Source organism: Candidatus Pelagibacter bacterium nBUS_29 (assembly GCF_051200905.1).
Classification (GTDB): domain Bacteria; phylum Pseudomonadota; class Alphaproteobacteria; order Pelagibacterales; family Pelagibacteraceae; genus Pelagibacter.
Genome location: NZ_CP172843.1, coordinates 983,869 through 1,004,786, shown reverse-complemented (window position 1 = coordinate 1,004,786; position 20,918 = coordinate 983,869). Strand labels below are relative to the sequence as shown.

Genomic DNA, 20,918 nt, shown 5'->3' with positions numbered 1-20,918 from the left:
GTTGTTTTTAAAACTTATTAAAAGCAAATTAAAAGACTTGTGTGTCTTATTTAACTCAAAAAACAATTAAAGATAACGTATTATTTAACGGTGTTGCATTACATAGTGGTTTAGATGTCAATATATGTATTAAACCAGCTGAGCCTAATTTTGGAATAGTTTTTAAAAGAGTAGATTATAAAGAAAATAACTTAGTTTATCCAAATTTTATGAATGTTACCAATACATCACTTAATACAACTATTGAAAATGAATTTGGTGTTAAAGTTTCAACTATTGAACATTTGATGGGTGCATTATTTGGACTTGGGATTGATAACGCATTAATTGAAATTGACAATGAAGAAGTTCCAATTCTAGATGGATCTGCAAAAGAATTTATTGAAAAAATTATTAGTTCTGGATTAGTAGTCAGCGAGGCACCAATAAAAATTATAAAAATTAATAAAGAGATTAAATTTACAGATGGTGAGAGATTTATTTCAATAGAACCATCTACTTTAAGTTTAGACATAGACTTTGAGCTGAAATATAAAAATCCAATAATTGGAAATCAAAGTAATAAAGTGAAAGTTTTTGAAGATGATTTAACTACTGTTTATAATTCAAGAACATTTTGTTTGTTTGAAGATATTGAATTGATAAAGAAAAATGGACTGGCCAAAGGTGGAAGTTTGCAAAATGCGATAGTAGTTAAGGATAATGAAATTTTAAATCCTGAAGGATTAAGAAATAATAAAGAATTTGTTAATCACAAAATACTTGATTGTATTGGCGATCTATATACATCAGGTTATAGAGTAATTGCTAAAATAAAATGTTCTCAAGGAGGTCACTACCTTACTAATCAATTACTTAGAAAAGTATTTGAAAACAAAGAAAATTTTTCAATTCTTGAAATAAAAGAAAAAAACCTACCTCATACCTTAATAAACAGAAAATTATTAAAAGCTATAGCCTAAGCCAAACATATATTTTAAAAGATATAAATTAAATGTATAACAAATTATGATTTATCGTAATTTATTTAATATTTTTTTGATAACTTTACTTTGTTTTTCTTGTTCAAAAAAAAATATCGAAAAATCTACAATAAAAGAAGTGAATTTAGAGTCTCAAATGATTGAAGCTTACAAAGAAGGATTGAGAGAGCTTGATGCTGGTGACGCGCTTTTTGCAGCAAAGAAATTTAATGAAGCAGAAATTTTGTTTCCACAATCAGAGTATGCTCCAAAATCTGCTTTGATGGCTGCTTATTCTTATTACTCTCAAAATTATTATGGTGATGCGATAGCTGAATTAATTAGGTTTTTACGTGTCTATCCTAATCATAAGGATTTAGTTTATGCGGAGTATTTATTAGGTTTGTGTTATTATGAACAAATTGTGGATGAAAAGAAAGATCTTCAATCAATAATTAATGCTAAAAAAACATTTGAAAGTCTTGTTTCAAAACATCCTGATACTGAATTTGCTACAGACGCTATGTTTAAGATAAATCTAATAGACGAGATTTTAGCAGCTAAGGAAATGTATTTAGGTAGATATTATGTTGATAGAAAAAAATGGATTCCAGCTTTAAATAGATTTAGAATTGTTGTTGATGATTATGAAACTACAATTTATGTAGAAGAAGCCATTCATAGATTAGTTGAAATTTATTATACAATAGGAATTGAAACTGAAGCAAAGAAATATGCTAATTTATTGGGTTATAATTATCAATCTTCTGAATGGTATGAAAAATCATTTAGCGTCTTTAATAAAAAATATAAAAAAAATATAATAAAAGATATTGAGAAAGAAAATAACTCTATTATAAAAAAATTTAAATCTCTATTAAATTGAGATGAATAAAAAAATAATTGAATCTGAATATAAAAAAAAAATAAAGCTGTTAATTAATTATAATAAAAATTATTTTGATGCTAGTAAACCATTAGTTACTGACAAAGTATATGATGATTTAAAAAATAGTATTCTTATTCTAGAAAGTAAGTATTCTTTCCTCAATTCAGAAAACTCACCATCAAAAGTAGTTGGATTTAAACCATCTAAAAATTTTCAAAAGATAACACATAGAGCCCCAATGTTATCTTTGGCAAATGCTTTTGGAAGAGAAGATTTAATTAATTTTGAAAAAAGAATATTAAATTTTTTATCTAAAAAAGATGATTTCGTTTTATCTTATAGCACAGAACCAAAGATAGATGGTATTTCTGCGTCGTTAATATATAAAAATAGTCAATTTAAAATTGGATTATCTAGAGGTGATGGAAAAGAGGGTGAAGATATAACGGCTAATCTTGCAACGATTAAAGATATTCCAAAAAAAATTAAGTCAAAAGATTTTCCTGAAGAAATTGATATTAGAGGTGAAGTTTTTATACAAAATAGTGATTTTGAAAATTTAAAAGAAAAATTTGCTAACCCTAGAAACGCAGCATCAGGATCGTTACGACAAAAAAATCCAGATGATACAAAAAAAATTCCTTTGAAATTTATTGCTTATACTTTTGGTTACCAAAAGGGTCTCAAAATAAATAACCAAATAGATTTTTTAAAAAAATTAGATGATTGGGGATTTAAAACAAATCCATTGAATAAGTTGGTTGCAGGTGTTGAAAATTTATTGACCAATTATTCCAAAATAGAAAAAGATAGAACAAAAATAGATTTTGATATTGATGGTATAGTTTATAAAATAAACAACTTTGAACTTCAAAAAAGACTTGGATATGTAGCAAATTCACCAAGGTGGGCTATTGCTCATAAATTTGCATCTAATAAAGCAATATCAAAAATTCTTAATATTGAAATTCAAATTGGAAGAACAGGAGCTTTAACCCCAGTTGCAAAAATAAAACCAATTAATATTGGAGGAGTGATAGTATCCAATGCAACTTTGCATAATGAAGATGAAATTGACAGAAAAGATATAAGAATTGGAGATTTAGCAACTATTGAAAGAGCTGGAGACGTAATACCTCATATTATTTCAGTTGACAAATTAAAGAGAGATAAAAAATTAACAAAATTTATTTTTCCAAAAAAATGTCCTTCATGTGGTTCAAAAACAATTAAAGAATTTAATAATGTTACCAAAAAAGAAGATGCTGTAAGAAGATGTTCCAATGAAGGATATGAGTGTGAAAAAATTGCAATTGAAAAATTAAAACACTTTGTTTCTAAAGATGCATTTAACATTGAAGGTTTTGGTAAAAAAATAGTAGAAAATTTTTGGAATCTCAATTTATTAAAATTACCACACGATGTATTTAATTTGGATTTTAATAAAATAGAAAGTCTTGAAGGCTGGGGTAAACAATCAATGGAAAATTTAAAATATTCAATTAATCAAAGAAAAAATATTTCTTTAGAAAGATTAATCTATTCACTAGGTATTAGACATATTGGTTTAGAAAATGCAAAAATTTTATCTAAATATTTTAAATCATTTTCAAAGTTCATTAGTTTTTCAAATAAAAAAATTTTAGATGATATATTAAACATTGATGGAATTGGTGAAACTCAGCTGAAGTCAATAAAAATTTTTTTTGATAATAATGTTAATCTAAATATTTTAAAAGAATTACAAAAAATTTTAAAAGTTAAAGACGCAATAATTAATGATAAAAATGGATTGTTAAATGAAAAAACATTTATGGTAACAGGAAAATTAAATGGTATCAGCAGAGCAGAAGTGAAATCTTTGATAGAAGTAAATTCTGGCGCATCAGTAAGCACTGTAACTAAAAAATTAAATTATTTAATAATTGGTGAAAAACCAACAAAAAAGAAAGTTGATAAAGCTAAAGAATTTAAAATTACTATATTAAATCAAAGCCAGTTTTTGAAAATGTTAAATGTGAGTAGCTAACCATTTTCTCTCATCAAGAGAGAGGTACTTCGAAAGTTTTGAGTAAACTTCTAAGTGATATTTAAAAAGATAATTTTTTTCTAATTTAGTTAAAAGTTTATAATTAATTAATTCTTTATCTATTGGAGCAAGAGTTAAATTTTCAAAAAACATTTTTTTTTTATTTTTTTTAACGTAAACAAGATTTTCTATTCTGATACCAAAAGAACCTTTTTTATAATAACCTGGTTCATTACTTAAAATCATACCTTCTTGAATTTTGACTTTATTTAGTTTGGAAATTGATTGTGGTCCTTCGTGGACGTTTAAAAAGAAACCAACTCCATGTCCTGTACCATGAGCATAATCTAATTTGCTTTCTTTCAAGTATTTTCTGGCTCTTTTATCTATTTTTGTACCAGTATTATCTATTCTTAAATCTGTTTTTGCTACAGCTATATGTCCTTTTAATACTTTAGTGTAAATATTTCTGATGCTTGATTTTGGCTTTTTAAAACAAATAGTCCTAGTAACATCAGTGGTACCATATTTATATTGACCACCTGAATCACATAAAAAAATGTCATCTTTTCTTATTGTTCTACAACTTGCTTTTTTGGCTCTATAATGCACAATAGCACCATTCTCACCAGATCCTGCAATCGTTTCAAAACTAGGATATAAGTAATTGTTACTTTTTTTTCTTAATTTTTCTAATTTTATCTGAGCATCAACTTCTGTAATTTTTTTTTTATTAATTTTTTTAATCCAATAAATAAATTTTGTTAGTGCCACTCCATCTATAACATGAGATTTAATCATATTATTAATTTCAGTATTATTTTTTATAGCTTTTAAAAGATAAGTTGGATCTTCTCTTTTTATAATTCTAAATTTAGATTTAATAATATTCTCATAAAAAAATGAACAAGATTTATTATCAATTATGAAACTTTTTCCACTTAAAGTTAAAATATTTTTTGGTAAATCATTTGTGTTAATCAATTGATTTTTATTAATTATTTTTTTTTTATTAATTCTTTTGCTTTTTGAGGCTCCGTTATTAAAAAGACCTTTTTTGATTTATTAATGATTAATCTTGAATTTGGTATTGGGCTATTGGGACCATCAGCACCCCTAATATTTAAAATCCAAGCTACATTTTCTGGGGCTGTTACAAATAAATTGTCAGCTTTATTTTTTTTTAAATAATTTATAATTTTATTAACTTTTGACTCACTATTTTCTCCAATTATTTCATCTTTGAGTAGAAAAAAAGGAGTATTATTTATAACTTTTTGAGTTTTAATTTCATCAATTAAGTTATTTGATAAAAATTTAACTTTATTATATTTTAAAAAATAATTTTTTATTTGCATATGTGTAAAGAGTTTTGGGTCTAATCCTAACTTTAAATTTTTGAATAAATTACAATTAATTATTTTTTCATAACTAGTAATTTTAAAATGTTTTCCACTCTCTATTTCACTTTGAATAGTGTATCTACCATCAGAAAATAAGTAGTTTTTATTTTTTAAAACAACAGCCAAACCAGCAGATCCACTAAAATTTGAAATAATTTTTAATCTATTTATTTTTGAATATTCTGTAAAATAATCATCATTTTTAGGTATAACATATCCATCAATATCGTATTCTTTAAATTTTTTTCTTAACTCTTTTACTTCTCTATTCATTTAATTCTCTTTTGATATCTTATCCATCCGGGACTTCTTGTTCCTTCTTCAATTTCAAAGTCTTGATTAAAATCAAAATCTTGATTATCGTCAACCTCCTCTTCAAAAAATGAATTCTTTTCCAAATGCTTTTCTGGCAATTCTTCTATGAATCTTGAGGGCATGCTATCAATCCAATCACCTTGGTAAAATCTATTCATTGAAAAAGAAATTATAGCTTTTTTTTTAGCTCTAGTAATACCAACATAAGCTAAACGTCTCTCTTCCTCCAAGCCATTTTGCCCTTTTTCTTCAATTGATTTTTGATGTGGGAATAACCCCTCCTCCCAGCCAGGAAGAAAAACTACGTCAAATTCAAGCCCTTTTGCAGCATGCATCGTCATCATATTAATTTTTTCACCATCCCATTCTTGATCAATTGATGTTGCAAGAGAAACATGTTCTAAAAAACTCTCTAAATTATCAAATTCTTTCATTGCGCTTAATAATTCTTTAATATTTTCTAATCTATTTTCATTATCTAAATCTTTTTTATTTTTAAGCATAGCTGAGTAACCAAACTCGTCCAAAACTATTTGTAGCAATTTGATGTGACTTATCTTTTTGATACTAAGGTCATTTCTCCATTTATTTAATGCATTAAGAAAAAAACTAAGACCTATTTTAGTTTTTGGTTTAATTAAATTTTGTTCAAGCATTTTATTTGCAGCTATCTCTAAACTTAAATTATTTTCTTTTCTAAATTCATGAACAGTTTTTAACGTAGTATCTCCAATTGATCTTTTTGGATTATTCACAATTCTTTCAAAGGCTAGATCATCTTTTTCTTGATGAATTAATCTCAAATAGGCAACACAATCTTTTATTTCGGCTCTTTCATAAAATTTCGTTCCTCCTAAAATTCTATAAGGCATGCCAATTTTAAGAAACCTTTCTTCAAATTCTCTTGTTTGAAATATAGCTCTAACTAAAATAGCCATTTCATTAAATGAAAAATTTTTTTTTAATTTTTTTTCAATTTCATCAGAAATTCCAATCGCTTCATCTTTACCATTTTTAAAACAATTAAGCTTAATTAAATCTCCTTCCTCCATATTAGTAGTAAGTGTTTTGCCAACTCGATTTTGGTTATTTGAAATTAAATTTGATGCAACGGATAAAATATTTTGAGAAGATCTATAGTTTTGTTCAAGTCTTATTACTTTTGTATTTTCATATACCTGATCAAACTCTAAAAAATTTTTAATTTCTGCTCCTCTCCAACTATAAATAGATTGATCATCATCCCCCACACAACATAAATTTTTATTTTTTTCGGATAATAAATTTAACCATTTGCTTTGAATAAAATTAGTATCTTGATATTCGTCAACTAAAATATATTTAAAGTTAGTTGAATAGATCTGTCTAATATCAGGATAATTTTCTAAAATTTTTACAGTATGCAAGATTAAATCACCAAAATCACATGAATTTAAGTCTATTAATTTCTGTTGATAGATTTTATATAAAGGAAGTATAGTTCTCTCATAAACGTCTTTGTTATTTACTATAACTTCAGAAGGGTAGTATCCTTTGTTTTTCCATCGATCAATTATTGCTAATATGAATCTAGGTGCTAATTGTTTGATATCAATATTTTCACTTTTGCAGATATTCTTAATAAGTCTTGTTTGATCATCTGTATCTATAATAGTAAAATTTGAATTCAGATTTGCGGCTGCTGCATGTTTTCTTAATATCTTTGCGCATATTGAGTGAAATGTTCCAAGCCATGAAAGTCCAGTTGCAGCTGATCCAAGCATTTTGCTGACTCTTGTTTGCATTTCTTTAGCTGCTTTATTTGTAAAAGTTACTGATAAAATTTGATTAGGAAAGGCTCTCTTTTCTTTAATTATGTGTGCAATTCTTGAGGTTAAAACCTTTGTTTTTCCAGATCCTGCACCTGCAACAATTAATAGTGGTCCATCCAAATATAATACTGCCTCTTTTTGAGCATTATTTAGGTTTTTTAAATAATCGGAGTTTATCATTTAAAATATTTCATTATAAGTTTTATAATTTTATGAACAGACATAATTATTTTGTTAGAATCCTAAAAAAAATCAATTTCTTTATAAATAGTCATTTAAAGAAAAATTTAAACAAATTAAATTTTTTATTTGAAAGAGATAAATTATTAACTTTTTTAAGTTTTAAAAGAATTTTTGTCTTTATTTCAATCTTATTTGTTTCTTGTTTTTTATATTTATCTATACCACACCTGTTTAATAGTAAAAAATTAGTTTCTAATATTAAGAATCAGTTATTAAAAAATTTAAATTTAGATCTTAATTTATCAGATAACTATAGTTACAATTTACTTCCAAAGCCTAACCTAAAATTTGAAAATAGCTCATTTCTAAACCAAGTTGAAAGTTTGGGAGAGATCAGGATATATATCTCACCTAAATATTTTTTATTCCCAAACAAAATTAAAATAAAAGATGTTATTTTTGATAAAATGAATTTTAATTTGAATAAAGAAAATTATAATTTTTTTATTAAACTTTTGAATAATGATTTTTCTAATTTTTCACTTAAAGTTGAGAATAGTAATATCTTTTATAAAAATATCGAAAATGATGTTCTGTTTATAAACAAGATTAATAAATTAAAATATTTTTATGACAGTAAAATTTCAGAAAATATTTTATTTGCTGATAATGAGATTTTTAACTTGCCTTATAAAATTGAAGTTAAAGATGACATTACTAAAAATAAAATTTTTAGTAAAATCAATTTAGATTTTATTGATCTTCAAATTGAAAATATTTTTAATTATAAAAATTTTGAAAAAGATGGCTTGATAGTGATTACAAACAATCATAAGAAAAGTGGAGGTACATATAATCTTAAAAAAGATTTTTTTGATTTAAATTTTTTTGATAAATCTCTTGATCAAAATTTTGAATATAATGGTTTTATTAATCTTAAACCTTTCTTTTCAGAATTATCAGGCAATTTAAATAAAATTAATTTAGATATATTATTAAATCCAAACTCAATATTGATTCAATTTTTAAAAACAGGATTACTTAATAATAAGAATTTAAATATAAGTTCAAATATCATTGCAAAACAAGCTACATCTTTAAGGGATTTTATTAATTTAGTACTTAATGTTAAGATAAGTGAAGGTTTAGTAGATATAAATGAAACTAAATTTAGTTTAAAAAATTATGCTGATATTAAAATAACAGATAGTTTAATTTATACGAACAACAACAATCTAATCTTGGATGCTTTAATTTCTATTAATGTTAAAGATTTTAACGAAGTTTATAAGGTTTTCCAAACACCTCGTAATAATCGAAAAGAAATTAAAAAGGTTGAGTTTAGATTAAGTTATAATTTTGATCAGATGACTGCTGACTTGAGTAGCTTTAAAATAGATGAAATAATTAACCAAAAAATTGACAAAACTTTAAATCAAATTATTTTTAAGGATAACAACCTACAAAATAAAATTTATTTAAAAAAATTAGTGAACAAAGCAATGAATGATTATGCTGGGTAGATCATTTTTTTAGGATCTACTATTTTATCGTAATCCTTTTCACTAATCAGACCTGTCTTTAATGTTTCAAACTTAAGTGTTGTGTCATTTTTAAGTGCTGTTTTTGCAATTTTTGCTGCATTGTCGTAGCCAATTTTAGGAGCTAAGGCTGTAACAAGCATTAAAGAATTGTCCAAATGCTCTTGGATTTTTTTTTTATTAGCTTTTATTCCTTTAACACAATAAAGGGCAAAATTTTTAGTACTGTCTGCTATTAAATCAATTGATTGTAAAATATTATGAGCAATTAAAGGTTTAAAAACATTTAATTCAAAGTGCCCATGAGATCCAGCCATAGTGATACCATTATGATTTCCAATTACTTTAACACAAACCATAGTAACTGCTTCACATTGAGTAGGATTTACTTTTCCTGGCATAATTGATGAGCCTGGTTCATTCTCTGGTAATATAAGCTCACCGTATCCTGCTCTAGGACCTGATCCTAAAAATCTTATATCATTTGAAACTTTCATTAAAGCTACAGCACATGTATTTAATGTTCCTGAAAAATTAACAATTGAATCGTGTGCTGCAAGTTCAGCAAATTTATTTGCTGCTGGTTTGAAAGGAATTTTTGTAAATTTAGCAATTTCTTTAACGATCTTTTTATCAAAATTTTTTTTAGAATTTATACCAGTTCCTACAGCTGTTCCACCTTGCGCAAGATATAAAATTTCTTTTAAAGCATACTCTATTCTCTCAATACTTTTTTGAATTTGTACGTGATAGCCTGAAAATTCCTGTCCAAGAGAAAGAGGTGTTGCATCTTGTAAATGAGTTCTTCCAATTTTTACAATATTTTTAAACTCAGTTGATTTTCTTTTTAATTCCTTTTCTAAAATTTTTAAACTTGGTACCAATTTTTTTAAGGTTTCCTCTGCTACAGAAATGTGCATTGCTGTTGGAAAAACATCGTTTGTTGATTGTGATTTATTAACATGATCATTTGGATGTACTGGTTTTTTGGATCCTTTTTTCCCACCTAAAATTTCAATTGCTCGGTTAGCGATTACTTCATTAACGTTCATATTAGTTTGGGTTCCGGAGCCTGTTTGCCAGACTTTAAGAGGAAAGTTTTCATCTAACTTACCTTTTATCACTTCATCTGAAGCTTTAATAATCGCTTTAGAAATTTTATTACTGATTAGTTTATCTTTCGAATGAACTATAGCAGCCGATCTTTTAATAATTGCTATAGATTTGATTATTGAAATATTAACAAGAATTGTACCAATATTAAAAAATTTGTTTGATCGTTGAGTGGATGCACCCCAATATTTATCATTTGGGACATTAACGCTTCCTATACTGTCAAATTCTTTTCTTAATTTCATTGATTAATTTGTAAGTAATAAATAATTATTAACATACAATAATTTTAAAAAACTTACAGGAGCAAAATGTCGAATTTTAATAAAGTTGGAATTTTTATGAAAACCTTTGGTCAAGAGGTCAAAACTAAGCCTTCATTTAGCACTGATAAAATCAATAAATTAAGGATTGATTTGATTAAGGAGGAGCTTGATGAGCTTAAAGAAGCAATGGATAATAATGATCTGCTAGAAGTAGCTGATGCACTAACAGATATTTTATATGTAACTTATGGAGCAGGACATGCCTTTGGTATTGATTTAGATAAATGTTTTGATGAGGTTCAAAACTCTAATATGAGTAAACTAGGTGAAAATGGTGAGCCTATTTATAATGAGTCTGGAAAAGTAATGAAGGGTCCAAATTATTTTAAACCTGATTTGTCAAAATTTGTATCTTAGATTTCTAATTTTAAATCAATAGCAGTAGAACTATGAGTTATGCTTCCAACTGAAATTCTATCCACTCCTGTTTTAGCAATGCTTTTGACTGTTTTTAGATTTATATTGCCTGAGGCTTCAGTTTCGTAATATTTTTTAGCGATCTTAACACCTGTCCTTAAATTTTTAACATTCATATTGTCAAACAGAACAGTATTGAATTTAAGACCCATAATAGTTTTTAATTGTTTTAAATTATCAACTTCGACAGTAATTTTCCTTCCTTTTTTGTTGTTAATAGCTAGCGAAACTAAATCTTTAATATTTGATGATGCAATATGATTGTCTTTAATTAAAAATTCATCACTAAGATTAAATCTGTGGTTAGTACCACCTCCTAATTTTACAGCATATTTTTGAATAACTCTAATGTTAGGAATTGTTTTACGTGTACAACAAATTTTGCATTTTTTACCAGCGAGTTTTACAAATTGATTTGTTTTTGTAGCAATGCCTGAAATATGAGATAAAAAATTTAAAGCAACTCTCTCAGCAATTAAAATATTTTTAGCATTCCCTTCAATAGTTGCAATCAAAGAACCTTTCTTAACAATAGATCCATCTTTTTTTTTAATGTTAAATTTAATCTTATTATCAACTAAATCAAAAGCTTGTTTTACAAACAGCAAACCACCAATAATTGCATTTTGATTTGAAAGAAGTTTAACTTTAATAACTTTATTATTTTTAACTAAACTTGATGTGATGTCTCCAGAGGGGTAGAGATCTTCATTTAAAGCTCTCTTAACTGTATTACGAATAAAGTCTTGACTAAGTTTTATTTTTGACACTTAATTATCTGCCGATAGCTGCCATTTTTTCAACAGATATTCTAGCTTTATCAATTGTATCTTTGTCCATAATTATTTCGCCTGTTTCATTTTCTAAGCAATCTAATATTTTAGGAAGTGTAATTTTTTTCATGTAAGGACACATGTTGCAAGGCTTTATAAAATCTACATTTGGATTTTCTACCTGAATATTATCACTCATAGAACATTCCGTAACCATCATTACTTTTTTAGGTTGGTTATCCTGAACATATTTAATCATACCAGAAGTTGACCCTGCAAAATCACTAGCATTAATTACTTCAGGTGGACATTCAGGATGGGCTATAATTTTAATTCCTGGGTTTTTTTCCCTAATATCGTGTATTTCTTTTTCATTGAATTGATCATGGACAATGCAAATGCCTTTCCATGAAATGATTTCAACATCTGTTTGTGAAGCAACATATTTTGCAAGATAATCATCTGGTAAAAATATTACTTTCTTTACCCCTAATGATTTTACAATTTTAACTGCATTCGCCGAAGTACAGCAAACATCTGTTTCCGCTTTTACTTCTGCAGATGTATTAACGTAAGAAACTACAGGAACTCCTGGATATTTTTCTTTCAATAATCTTACATCTTTACCGGTAATCGATGATGATAATGAACAACCAGCATCCATGTCTGGTAATATAACTTTTTTTTCAGGACTCATAAGTTTTGCTGTTTCAGCCATGAAATGAACTCCAGCCATTAAGATTATATCTGCAGAAGTTTTTGACGCTTCAATTGCCAAAGCAAGTGAGTCTGCAGCAAAATCAGCCACACCATGATATATTTCTGGAGTTTGATAATTGTGAGCAAGTATCACAGCATTCTTTTCTTTTTTAAGTTTGTTAATTTTATGGATATATGGAGCATGCACTGACCATTCGATTTCAGGCATAACCTTTGAAATCTTTTGGTAAATTGGATCAGTTGCTTTTTGTACTTCTTGAGTAAAATCCATAGTGGTTTTTACCAATTTGAAAGTTACTTGTCATTCATTTATTATGAGACATATTGCGGTCGTGCTGAAATTGGTAGACAGGCACGGTTGAGGGCCGTGTGGACCTAGTCCATGAGAGTTCGAGTCTCTCCGACTGCACCAAATTGTAAATCTGATCAAATTTTTTGATAAAAATTTAGAAATAGCATAATTTACATTAGAACATGAAAAATATTTTTATTACAATATCTTTAGTTTTTTTCATTTTTGGCAACGCCCAAGCAAATGAAAAACATTTTTTACCAAACGGTTTTTACAAATTTTTATGGACGTACAAAGACAAAGATAAATCTGAATATCTAATTGCTGATACAGTTAAATTTAATGAAGGTAAATTGGAACATTTATACATACCTTGCCATAAAGGAATTAAGGGAAATTATAGAAAAAATTTTAAATATAAATTATCAAAAAATGGAAAAAAATTTTCGGTCTCTGGCACAGTAAAACTCTGGGAAGATTTAAAAAATGCAAAGATAAATATTAAATTTGATAAAGATAAAATTGAAAATTTTGATATTACAAAAAGATCAGTAAAATCCTCTTCTCCGTATGGAGACTATGAAAAAGAAGAGGTTCAGCTTAAAATAATAAAAGTGGATAAATTCAAAGATAGTAAATTTATTTGTAGTAGCGAAATTGTAAAATTTAATAGTTTTTCACCCAAAACTGCCAAAGAAATGCTTGGGGGTTTAAAGAAGTTAAAAAAACAAAAAGTTTATGGTGATTTATATATTCCACAAACAAATAAAAAAAAAATTCCTTTGATTATTACCCTGCATCCATCCATGGGTTTTGTACCCAGTCATCATTTTGAATATTTTAATAATCTAGGTATAGCTATTCTTGATATTCAAACATTCAAATCCAGAGGAATTGAAAACCAATGGCACTATGAGGTATCTGAAGAGGCTGCGACTATAGATGCGTATGCTGCGCTTGATAATATAGCCAAAGACCGAAGAATTGATAAAAATAAAATAGCAGTAATGGGATTTAGCTATGGTGCAATGGCAGCAATAAATACTCATCAAAATTTTTTTATAGATATTATTAAACCAAAAAATAGGTTTATGGCGCACATCGCTTATTACCCATTATGTTATTTACACAAAAACATTAAGACAACCAAAGCACCTCTTTATATTTTAGTTGGTGAAAAAGATAGATTAACACCTTATGAGTTTTGTGAGGACTATGTTAAAAAAATTAAAGAAAATAATGGAAATGCAGTGCTCAAGGTTTTTTCAGAAGCCACTCATCGATTTGATTGGAAAGAATTAAAAAGCCCAATAACAATGAAATCTTTTAGTGAGATGAAAAAAGAATTTGTTTTAAGTAAGCTAGACTCATCATATCCAAGGTATACTATAGGAGAAGGTGTTTTTGATACAACTGAACCTAATGGATGGTCATATTTTTCTTTAAAAGATGAAAATTATAGAAAAAATTATTACGCAGAATGTTGTGATATTAAAAGCACTATAAAATATAACGATAAGGCTGCTACCGAGTCTCTTAATATTATAAAAAATATTTTTGGAGTGAAATAATTATTTAAGATTTTATCCAATTTGGTTTTTCAATCTTAATTATAGCGTTTTTTGTATTAAAATTAGCTTTTTCATTAAAATTTTCATCTAAGTATTTAATTAAAGCAAATGGATACTGTTTATCTATTAATACTTTGCCAATTTCATTATCATTATAATAAATACTTTCACCTTCATTTAATTCACCTTCAACAACATTTATTGGCAATAATCTTTTTGAAAGCTTATTTTTTAATTTAATTCTAGCTGTATTTTCTTGCCCAACATAGCAACCTTTTTTAAAATCAATTCCATTTAATTCTTCATAATTACATTCAATTCCAAATAATTTATTTTGTAATTTGTTTAAATCCTTTGGAACTATTCCAAGTTTATGACTAAATGAGTGATATTCATTCATATTTGCATCATGCAAGTCTAATTTCTTTAGAGATAAATAAAGTTTTTCTAAATTAATAATTAATCTTGCTCCTAATTTTTTATTTCTTGGATCTAAAAAAATAGGATCTTCCCTATATTTTAAAGTAAACCCAGAAATATCTTTTGCTTCTTCAAAAGTTAGGAATTTTTCATGAGAAAAAGCAGCAACCACAAATTCATTACTAAGATTTAGAATTTCAACTTTTGATCTTAGTTTATAAATACTTAATTGCTTATATAATCCATCTACTTGAGATTTTTCACAATCAATTATGTAACCAGATTTGTGTTTAATTATTATAAACTCATACAAGAATTTACCTTGAGGAGACAACAAAGAAGAAAAGCAGCTATTATTTTGATTTACTTTATTAATGTCATTACTAATTAGATTTTGAAGAAACTCTTTTATATCCTCGCCATTTAAGTAGAGAATGGCTCTGTCATCCAAAATATATACGTTTTTAATATTCATATTTGATTGATTGATGATTTTAATATAATTACTTTTTTCATAAATGTTAGATCTAATAATTAAAAACGGAAAATGTTATATTGATGGTGAATTGAAAGATGTAGATGTTGCTGTTAAAGATGGTAAAATTCATCAAATTGGTCAAATTTCAGATGACGCCAAGGAAACAGTTAATGCTCAAGGCCAAACTGTTTTACCTGGATGTATAGATACTCAAACGCATTTTCGGGAACCAGGATCAACGGATACAGAAGATTTGCATTCTGGAAGTAGAGCTGCAATTGCTGGAGGAATTACCAGTGTATTTGAAATGCCTAACACTAATCCACCAACTTCTAATAAGAAAGAATTTCAAAGAAAATTGGACCTCGCAAAAAATAGAATGTATTGCAATTATGCATTTTATTTTGGTGCAACTGCTGACAATGCAAATGATTTAGCAAGTTTAAAAGATTTAGAGGGTTGTTGTGGAATTAAACTTTTTGCAGGGTCTTCAACTGGAAACCTTTTGGTTGCGGAGGAAGATGATATTGATAAGGTTTTTCAAAATAGTTCAAAAGTTGTTGCGGTTCACTCTGAAGATGAAGCAATTTTAAATGTTAATAAAAAATTAATCAAAGATGGTGATGTTCATTCCCATCCTGTTTGGAGAAGTGCAGAATGTGCAATATCCTCAACAAGACGAATTGTTAGAATTGCAGAAAGACATAAGAAAAAAGCACATATTCTTCACATAACAACAAAAGAAGAGATTGATTTTTTATCTCAACATAAAGGTAATATTACTTTTGAGATTACTCCACAGCATTTAACAATTTATGCGCCGGATTGTTATGACAAACTTGGAACTTATGCTCAAATGAATCCTCCCCTAAGAGATAAATCTCATTATGATAGATTGTGGTATGGAGTTAGAAATAATTTTAATGACACAATAGGCTCAGATCACGCTCCGCATTTAAGAGAAAATAAAGAAAAAAGTTATCCAAATTCACCATCTGGTATGCCTGGAGTTCAAACCTTAATGCCAGTTATGCTTAATCATGTTAACGATGGAAAGCTCTCTCTTAATCAACTAATGAATTTAGTATGTGAAAACCCAGTTAAGATTTTTGGAATTCAAAACAAAGGTTTTATTAAAGAAGGTTATGATGCTGATTTTACAATTGTCGATATGAATAAAACAATTGAAATTAAAAATGAAAATATTGAGAGTAAATGTGGTTGGACTCCATTTAATGGATATAAATTTAAAGGAACTCCAACTTCGACTATCATTGCTGGAAAAATTAAGATGCAAGATGGTAAAATACTAGGGGATCCTGATGGAACACCTTTAAAATTTAGCTAAGCTTTACTGTAAAACTATTAACTAGAACAACTCCAATAACAATAAGGAACAATCCGCAAATGGCTTGCCAAGCTAGTGTTTGTTTAAAAAATATGTACCCAAGTATTGCTATTGTAAACACACCAAGTCCACTCCATGTTGCGTACACAATCGCTATTGGAAGTTTATCCATAACAAAAGTCATTAAATAGAATGAAGCAAGATAAAATATTGCAAGACAAACTGTTGGTATAACTTTTGTAAAATTTTGTGATACTGGCAATAACATCGTTCCAGCTACCTCACAAAATATTGCAATAGATAAAAAAAAATATGTTTTAATCATTATTTAGAATTTTGTTATCAATTAAGTCTTGCTTAATCTCGTCAAGGATTGCAGGATCATCAATTGTAGGAGGCACTTTATATTCAACACCATCAGCAATTTTTCTAATAGTTCCTCTTAAAATTTTACCAGATCTTGTTTTTGGTAATCTTTTAATAACAATTACAACTTTAAATGCTGCAACAGGTCCAATTTTATCTCTAACCATTTGCACACACTCTTTAGAAATCGTTTCATTATCTTTATCTACTCCAGATTTTAAAACAACAAGCCCAATAGGAAGTTGTCCTTTTAATTTATCTGCAATTCCAAGTACTGCACATTCAGCAACTGATTGATGTTCAGATAAAACTTCTTCGATAGCACCAGTTGATAGTCTATGACCTGCAACATTTATAATGTCATCTGTTCTAGACATAATCCAAATATAACCATCGTCATCAATGTGACCCGCGTCATAAGTTTGGTAATAACCCTCATAATTTGACATATAATTTTCTTTATATCTCTTATCTGCATTCCATAATGTTGGAAAAGTTCCTGGAGGCAGTGGAAGTTTGACTACGATATCACCCATTTCATTTGGTTTTGCTAAAGTTTGATCAGGTTTAATAATCTTAACATCATAACCAGGTACTGCTTTGCAGGCTGAACCATATTTGGTTTCCATCATTTCAATTCCAGTGCAATTAGAGCTAATTGCCCAACTAGTTTCGGTTTGCCACCAATGATCAATTACAGGAACTTTTAATAAATTTTCTGCCCATTTAATTGTGTCTGGATCCGCTCTTTCTCCTGCAAGGAATAAGCTCTCAAAATTACTTAAATCATACTTTGAAAAAAACTTACCTTCAGGGTCTTCTTTTTTAATAGCTCTAAAAGCAGTAGGAGCTGTAAAAAGAGATTTAACTTTATAGTCAGATATAATTTTCCAAAAAGCTCCAGCATCAGGAGTACCAACTGGTTTACCTTCAAATAATACTGTAGTGCAACCTTTGAATAATGGAGCATAAACAATATAAGAGTGTCCTACAATCCAACCAATATCACTTGCTGACCACCAAATATCATCGGTATCAATATTATAGATATTTTTCATAGTCCATTTTAGAGCAACTATGTGGCCACCTATATCTCTGACTATTCCTTTGGGGGTACCGGTTGTACCAGAGGTATATAAAATATATGCAAGTTCATTTGAATTCATTTCAACACAATCAGCATTTGATGCATTTGAAACAACTTCATCCCAACTAACTTCAATTGGACCATTCAATTTTACTTCATGACCTGGTCTTTGAAATAAAATCATTTTATTAATTTTATGATTGGCAAGTTTAACAGCTTCATCCACCAAAGGTTTGTATTCAACAGTTCTTCCAGGCTCAAAACCACATGAAGCTGTGACTAATAATTTTGCTTTACTGTCATCTATTCTGCTTGCAAGTTCGTTAGAAGCAAAGCCACCAAAAACCACTGAGTGTATTGCTCCAATCCTAGCACAAGCTAGCATTGCAATAACTGCTTCAGGAATCATTGGCATGTAAATAATTACCCGATCCCCTTTAGTAACTCCTTGTGCAGTTAGTGCTCCTGCAAATTTTGAAACTTTTGATCTTAGTTCTTCGTATGAGAATTGACTTTTGTTTCCTGTAATTGGACTATCATAGATAAGAGCAGTTTTTTTTCCTCTACCTTGATCAATATGGATGTCTAAAGCATTGTAACAAGTGTTGGTCACACCATCTTCAAACCATTTATAAAAGGGAGGATTAGATTTATTTAAAATTTTACTAGGTTTTTTAAACCAAAAGATATCATTAGATGCTTCTTGCCAAAATTTTTCAGGATTATTTATAGATTGTTCGTAAATTTTTTGAAATTTCTCTGACATAATTTTTGATTCGAATTCTTATTTATTGTTGGTTTTTAAATCACAAATTGTATTTAATTTTAAAAAATAAGTAAAATCAATGTAAATTAACAGTAATTAACTCTTCATAAATCTAAATTTATTTGCTATTTAACCAAAATCTTTGTTCGAGGAAACTCGAACTTAGTTCATATAAACTAAATAAATAAAAACTAACTAAAGAGGGAGTTTTTTTATGAAAAAACTTAAATTGTTTGCTCTTACAGCTGTTGCCCTAATGGGTGTTACAGGTGTAGCAAACGCTGAGACCGTTATGTTAGCTCAAGATGATTTCGTGGGTATTTCATTTTGGTTAGTATCAATGGCTTGTTTAGCTGCTACTGTATTCTTTTTCTTAGAAAGAAGTTCGGTTCCAGCTGGATGGAGAGTTTCAATGACGGTTGCTGGTCTAGTAACTGGTATTGCATTCGTACACTACATGTACATGAGAGATGTATGGATCATGACTGGTGATTCACCAACTGTTTACAGATATATTGACTGGTTAATTACAGTGCCACTACTAATGTTAGAATTCTATTTTGTTCTATCAGCAGTAAACAAAGCAGATTCAGGAATTTTCTGGAGATTGATGCTTGGTACATTAGTAATGCTAGTAGGTGGATACTTAGGAGAAGCAGGATACATCAACGCTACACTTGGTTTCATTATCGGTATGGCTGGTTGGGTATACATTCTTTATGAAGTATTCTCTGGTGAAGCAGGTAAGAGAGCAGCAAAAAGTGGTAACAAAGCACTTGTAACTGCTTTTGGTGCAATGAGAATGATCGTTACTGTAGGTTGGGCTATTTACCCATTAGGTTACATTTTTGGTTACCTAACAGGTGGAGTAGATGCTAACTCACTTAACGTGATTTACAACGCAGCTGACTTTTTGAACAAGATCGCTTTTGGTCTAATCATTTGGGCAGCAGCAATGCAACAACCTGGTAGAGCTAAGTAGTTTTACTTAAAAGTTTAAATTAAGGGCAGGTACAATTTTGTACTTGCCCTTTTTTTTTGCCTGCAATAATTTAAGCTATGGAAGTTAATCTAGACAAATGGCACAAGTGTAAAGTCGATATTGAAGTTCTTAAAGAGCTTTCAAAAAAATCTGACATAAAAGGTTTACAACATATCTCTCTTTTTTTTGGTTTATTAATTTTAACTGGAAGTTTGGCATATTTAACTTGGGGAACTTGGTGGTCGGTGTTTTGGTTTTTAGTGTATGGAAACATCTATTCATTTTCAAATCCATTGTGGCATGAGACGGGTCATAAAACTGCCTTTCAATCAAAATTTTTAAATGAAATTTTTTATTATATTTCATCTTATATGGCTAATTTTGAACCAATCAGATGGAGATACACTCATTTTGTTCATCATGGCAATACTTATTCAACTGAAAATCCTTTTGATCATGAAATTGAATATGGAAACAATTTAAAAGAAACTCCAAAAGGATTAATTATAAATATAATTCCGTTTTTAGATTTAATATTTTTTAAAAAACATATTTCATATGAAATTATTCAACATGCATTTGGAGTTAAAACAAAAGTAATGGAAGACTGTATTCCTGAAAAAGCACAAGCAAAAGTAATTTTTAGTTCAAGAATTTATGTTGCAATTTGGTTGTTAATTATTTTATGGTCAATACTAGCGTCATCTTGGCTACCGATGCTTTATTTTTTATTGCCACAATTTTATGGAAAAACTTTACACAAACTTGTTGCATTTACTCAACATGCGGGACTTGCAAGAAATGTTAAAGATCACAGATTTTCATCAAGAGAAATGTATCTAAATCCAATATTAAGCTTTTTATATTGGAAAATGGAATTCCATTTGACACATCATATGTTTCCAACAGTCCCGTCATATAACTTAGATAAACTTCACCACCATATAAAAGATCAATTGCCTAAACCAAATAATGGACTGATAGACGCATACAAAGAAATAATTCCAGCATTGATTAAACAGAAAGAAGATGCGAGTTATTTTATAAGAAAAGATATACCTCAATTACAAAATGTCTGAAAATAGACTTGGTATGATTTTACTCACTTGTTCTATCTAAATAAAAA

The 20,918-nt window shown here is 28.1% G+C and carries 18 protein-coding genes and 1 tRNA gene; 10 read left to right on the top strand and 9 right to left on the bottom strand.

Going from position 1 to position 20,918, the window contains the following annotated elements; all coding sequences use genetic code 11:
• The first annotated feature begins 41 nt into the window (after window positions 1–41).
• The 3 genes from lpxC to ligA are packed head-to-tail and all read left to right on the top strand — an operon-like array spanning window position 42 to window position 3,880.
• A complete protein-coding gene (gene lpxC / locus ACIJYA_RS05375; protein WP_435087818.1) occupies window positions 42–962 on the top strand; it encodes a UDP-3-O-acyl-N-acetylglucosamine deacetylase in 921 nt (306 codons plus the stop codon).
• Window positions 963–1,008: 46 nt separating this feature from the next.
• On the top strand, window positions 1,009–1,848 hold the full coding sequence (locus ACIJYA_RS05370) for an outer membrane protein assembly factor BamD (RefSeq protein WP_435087816.1): 840 nt from the start codon (window positions 1,009–1,011) through the stop codon (window positions 1,846–1,848).
• Window position 1,849: 1 nt separating this feature from the next.
• Window positions 1,850–3,880 (top strand): NAD-dependent DNA ligase LigA, encoded by a 2,031-nt coding sequence (gene ligA / locus ACIJYA_RS05365; protein WP_435087815.1) that lies wholly within the window; start codon window positions 1,850–1,852, stop codon window positions 3,878–3,880.
• Here the strand turns inward: ligA and ACIJYA_RS05360 are convergent.
• From ACIJYA_RS05360 to ACIJYA_RS05350, 3 genes are read right to left on the bottom strand one after another with little or no spacing between them, the layout of a single operon-like run.
• Complete coding sequence (locus tag ACIJYA_RS05360; protein WP_435087813.1) at window positions 3,863–4,864, bottom strand: M24 family metallopeptidase; 1,002 nt, start codon at window positions 4,862–4,864, stop codon at window positions 3,863–3,865. The two genes, ligA and ACIJYA_RS05360, sit on opposite strands and share 18 nt — an antisense overlap.
• 14 nt (window positions 4,865–4,878) lie before the next feature.
• Window positions 4,879–5,556, bottom strand: a complete 678-nt coding sequence (locus tag ACIJYA_RS05355) for an aminopeptidase P family N-terminal domain-containing protein (RefSeq protein WP_435087812.1) — start codon at window positions 5,554–5,556, stop codon at window positions 4,879–4,881.
• Window positions 5,553–7,589 (bottom strand): ATP-dependent helicase, encoded by a 2,037-nt coding sequence (locus ACIJYA_RS05350; RefSeq protein ID WP_435087810.1) that lies wholly within the window; start codon window positions 7,587–7,589, stop codon window positions 5,553–5,555. The genes ACIJYA_RS05355 and ACIJYA_RS05350 overlap by 4 nt, the downstream gene beginning before the upstream one ends.
• Before the next feature lie 32 nt (window positions 7,590–7,621).
• On the opposite strand from ACIJYA_RS05350, the gene ACIJYA_RS05345 reads away from it, so the two are divergent.
• A complete protein-coding gene (locus tag ACIJYA_RS05345) occupies window positions 7,622–9,115 on the top strand; it encodes a hypothetical protein (RefSeq protein ID WP_435087808.1) in 1,494 nt (497 codons plus the stop codon).
• Here the strand turns inward: ACIJYA_RS05345 and fumC are convergent.
• Window positions 9,103–10,491 (bottom strand): class II fumarate hydratase, encoded by a 1,389-nt coding sequence (fumC, locus tag ACIJYA_RS05340; protein WP_435087806.1) that lies wholly within the window; start codon window positions 10,489–10,491, stop codon window positions 9,103–9,105. The two genes, ACIJYA_RS05345 and fumC, sit on opposite strands and share 13 nt — an antisense overlap.
• Before the next feature lie 66 nt (window positions 10,492–10,557).
• Between fumC and ACIJYA_RS05335 the strand changes: the two genes are divergently transcribed.
• A complete protein-coding gene (locus ACIJYA_RS05335) occupies window positions 10,558–10,929 on the top strand; it encodes a phosphoribosyl-ATP diphosphatase (protein ID WP_435087805.1) in 372 nt (123 codons plus the stop codon).
• On the opposite strand, the gene nadC is transcribed toward ACIJYA_RS05335, so the two are convergent.
• Together nadC and nadA are read right to left on the bottom strand one after the other, a co-directional pair.
• Window positions 10,926–11,759 (bottom strand): carboxylating nicotinate-nucleotide diphosphorylase, encoded by an 834-nt coding sequence (nadC, locus tag ACIJYA_RS05330; RefSeq protein WP_435087804.1) that lies wholly within the window; start codon window positions 11,757–11,759, stop codon window positions 10,926–10,928. The genes ACIJYA_RS05335 and nadC overlap by 4 nt on opposite strands.
• 4 nt (window positions 11,760–11,763) lie before the next feature.
• Entirely contained in the window at window positions 11,764–12,753 is a 990-nt protein-coding gene (gene nadA / locus ACIJYA_RS05325) for a quinolinate synthase NadA (protein ID WP_435087802.1), read from the bottom strand.
• Between the two features lie 55 nt (window positions 12,754–12,808).
• Here nadA and ACIJYA_RS05320 point away from each other — a divergent pair.
• Both ACIJYA_RS05320 and ACIJYA_RS05315 read left to right on the top strand, forming a co-directional pair.
• Window positions 12,809–12,894, top strand: a tRNA-Leu gene (locus tag ACIJYA_RS05320).
• A 62-nt stretch (window positions 12,895–12,956) separates the two neighbouring features.
• Complete coding sequence (locus ACIJYA_RS05315; RefSeq protein WP_435087801.1) at window positions 12,957–14,345, top strand: dienelactone hydrolase family protein; 1,389 nt, start codon at window positions 12,957–12,959, stop codon at window positions 14,343–14,345.
• 4 nt (window positions 14,346–14,349) lie between these two features.
• Here ACIJYA_RS05315 and ACIJYA_RS05310 read toward each other — a convergent pair whose 3' ends face one another.
• On the bottom strand, window positions 14,350–15,240 hold the full coding sequence (locus ACIJYA_RS05310) for a YgfZ/GcvT domain-containing protein (protein WP_435087799.1): 891 nt from the start codon (window positions 15,238–15,240) through the stop codon (window positions 14,350–14,352).
• Window positions 15,241–15,283: 43 nt separating this feature from the next.
• Between ACIJYA_RS05310 and ACIJYA_RS05305 the strand changes: the two genes are divergently transcribed.
• Complete coding sequence (locus tag ACIJYA_RS05305) at window positions 15,284–16,591, top strand: dihydroorotase (protein ID WP_435087797.1); 1,308 nt, start codon at window positions 15,284–15,286, stop codon at window positions 16,589–16,591.
• Here ACIJYA_RS05305 and ACIJYA_RS05300 read toward each other — a convergent pair.
• Both ACIJYA_RS05300 and ACIJYA_RS05295 read right to left on the bottom strand, forming a co-directional pair.
• Window positions 16,584–16,916: a DMT family transporter gene (locus tag ACIJYA_RS05300; RefSeq protein ID WP_435087795.1), complete on the bottom strand. Its 333-nt coding sequence runs from the start codon at window positions 16,914–16,916 to the stop codon at window positions 16,584–16,586. The genes ACIJYA_RS05305 and ACIJYA_RS05300 overlap by 8 nt on opposite strands.
• Complete coding sequence (locus ACIJYA_RS05295) at window positions 16,909–18,810, bottom strand: propionyl-CoA synthetase (RefSeq protein ID WP_435087793.1); 1,902 nt, start codon at window positions 18,808–18,810, stop codon at window positions 16,909–16,911. Before ACIJYA_RS05295 ends, ACIJYA_RS05300 begins: the two co-directional genes overlap by 8 nt.
• A 214-nt stretch (window positions 18,811–19,024) precedes the next feature.
• Here ACIJYA_RS05295 and ACIJYA_RS05290 point away from each other — a divergent pair, with 214 nt between their 5' ends.
• Window positions 19,025–19,792, top strand: a complete 768-nt coding sequence (locus tag ACIJYA_RS05290) for a bacteriorhodopsin-like (protein ID WP_435085334.1) — start codon at window positions 19,025–19,027, stop codon at window positions 19,790–19,792.
• A 77-nt stretch (window positions 19,793–19,869) separates the two neighbouring features.
• Window positions 19,870–20,871 (top strand): fatty acid desaturase, encoded by a 1,002-nt coding sequence (locus tag ACIJYA_RS05285; RefSeq protein ID WP_435087791.1) that lies wholly within the window; start codon window positions 19,870–19,872, stop codon window positions 20,869–20,871.
• The last annotated feature ends 47 nt before the right edge of the window (window positions 20,872–20,918 follow it).

Coding starts and splice junctions, on each gene's coding strand:
- ACIJYA_RS05315 (WP_435087801.1), top strand. CDS start 12,957: ATGAAAAATATTTTTATTACAATATCTTTAGTTTTTTTCATTTTTGGC.
- ACIJYA_RS05355 (WP_435087812.1), bottom strand. CDS start 5,556: ATGAATAGAGAAGTAAAAGAGTTAAGAAAAAAATTTAAAGAATACGAT.
- nadA (WP_435087802.1), bottom strand. CDS start 12,753: ATGGATTTTACTCAAGAAGTACAAAAAGCAACTGATCCAATTTACCAA.
- ACIJYA_RS05350 (WP_435087810.1), bottom strand. CDS start 7,589: ATGATAAACTCCGATTATTTAAAAAACCTAAATAATGCTCAAAAAGAG.
- ACIJYA_RS05310 (WP_435087799.1), bottom strand. CDS start 15,240: ATGAATATTAAAAACGTATATATTTTGGATGACAGAGCCATTCTCTAC.
- ACIJYA_RS05345 (WP_435087808.1), top strand. CDS start 7,622: ATGAACAGACATAATTATTTTGTTAGAATCCTAAAAAAAATCAATTTC.
- ACIJYA_RS05285 (WP_435087791.1), top strand. CDS start 19,870: ATGGAAGTTAATCTAGACAAATGGCACAAGTGTAAAGTCGATATTGAA.
- ACIJYA_RS05300 (WP_435087795.1), bottom strand. CDS start 16,916: ATGATTAAAACATATTTTTTTTTATCTATTGCAATATTTTGTGAGGTA.
- ACIJYA_RS05290 (WP_435085334.1), top strand. CDS start 19,025: ATGAAAAAACTTAAATTGTTTGCTCTTACAGCTGTTGCCCTAATGGGT.
- fumC (WP_435087806.1), bottom strand. CDS start 10,491: ATGAAATTAAGAAAAGAATTTGACAGTATAGGAAGCGTTAATGTCCCA.
- ACIJYA_RS05305 (WP_435087797.1), top strand. CDS start 15,284: ATGTTAGATCTAATAATTAAAAACGGAAAATGTTATATTGATGGTGAA.
- ACIJYA_RS05335 (WP_435087805.1), top strand. CDS start 10,558: ATGTCGAATTTTAATAAAGTTGGAATTTTTATGAAAACCTTTGGTCAA.
- ligA (WP_435087815.1), top strand. CDS start 1,850: ATGAATAAAAAAATAATTGAATCTGAATATAAAAAAAAAATAAAGCTG.
- ACIJYA_RS05295 (WP_435087793.1), bottom strand. CDS start 18,810: ATGTCAGAGAAATTTCAAAAAATTTACGAACAATCTATAAATAATCCT.
- ACIJYA_RS05370 (WP_435087816.1), top strand. CDS start 1,009: ATGATTTATCGTAATTTATTTAATATTTTTTTGATAACTTTACTTTGT.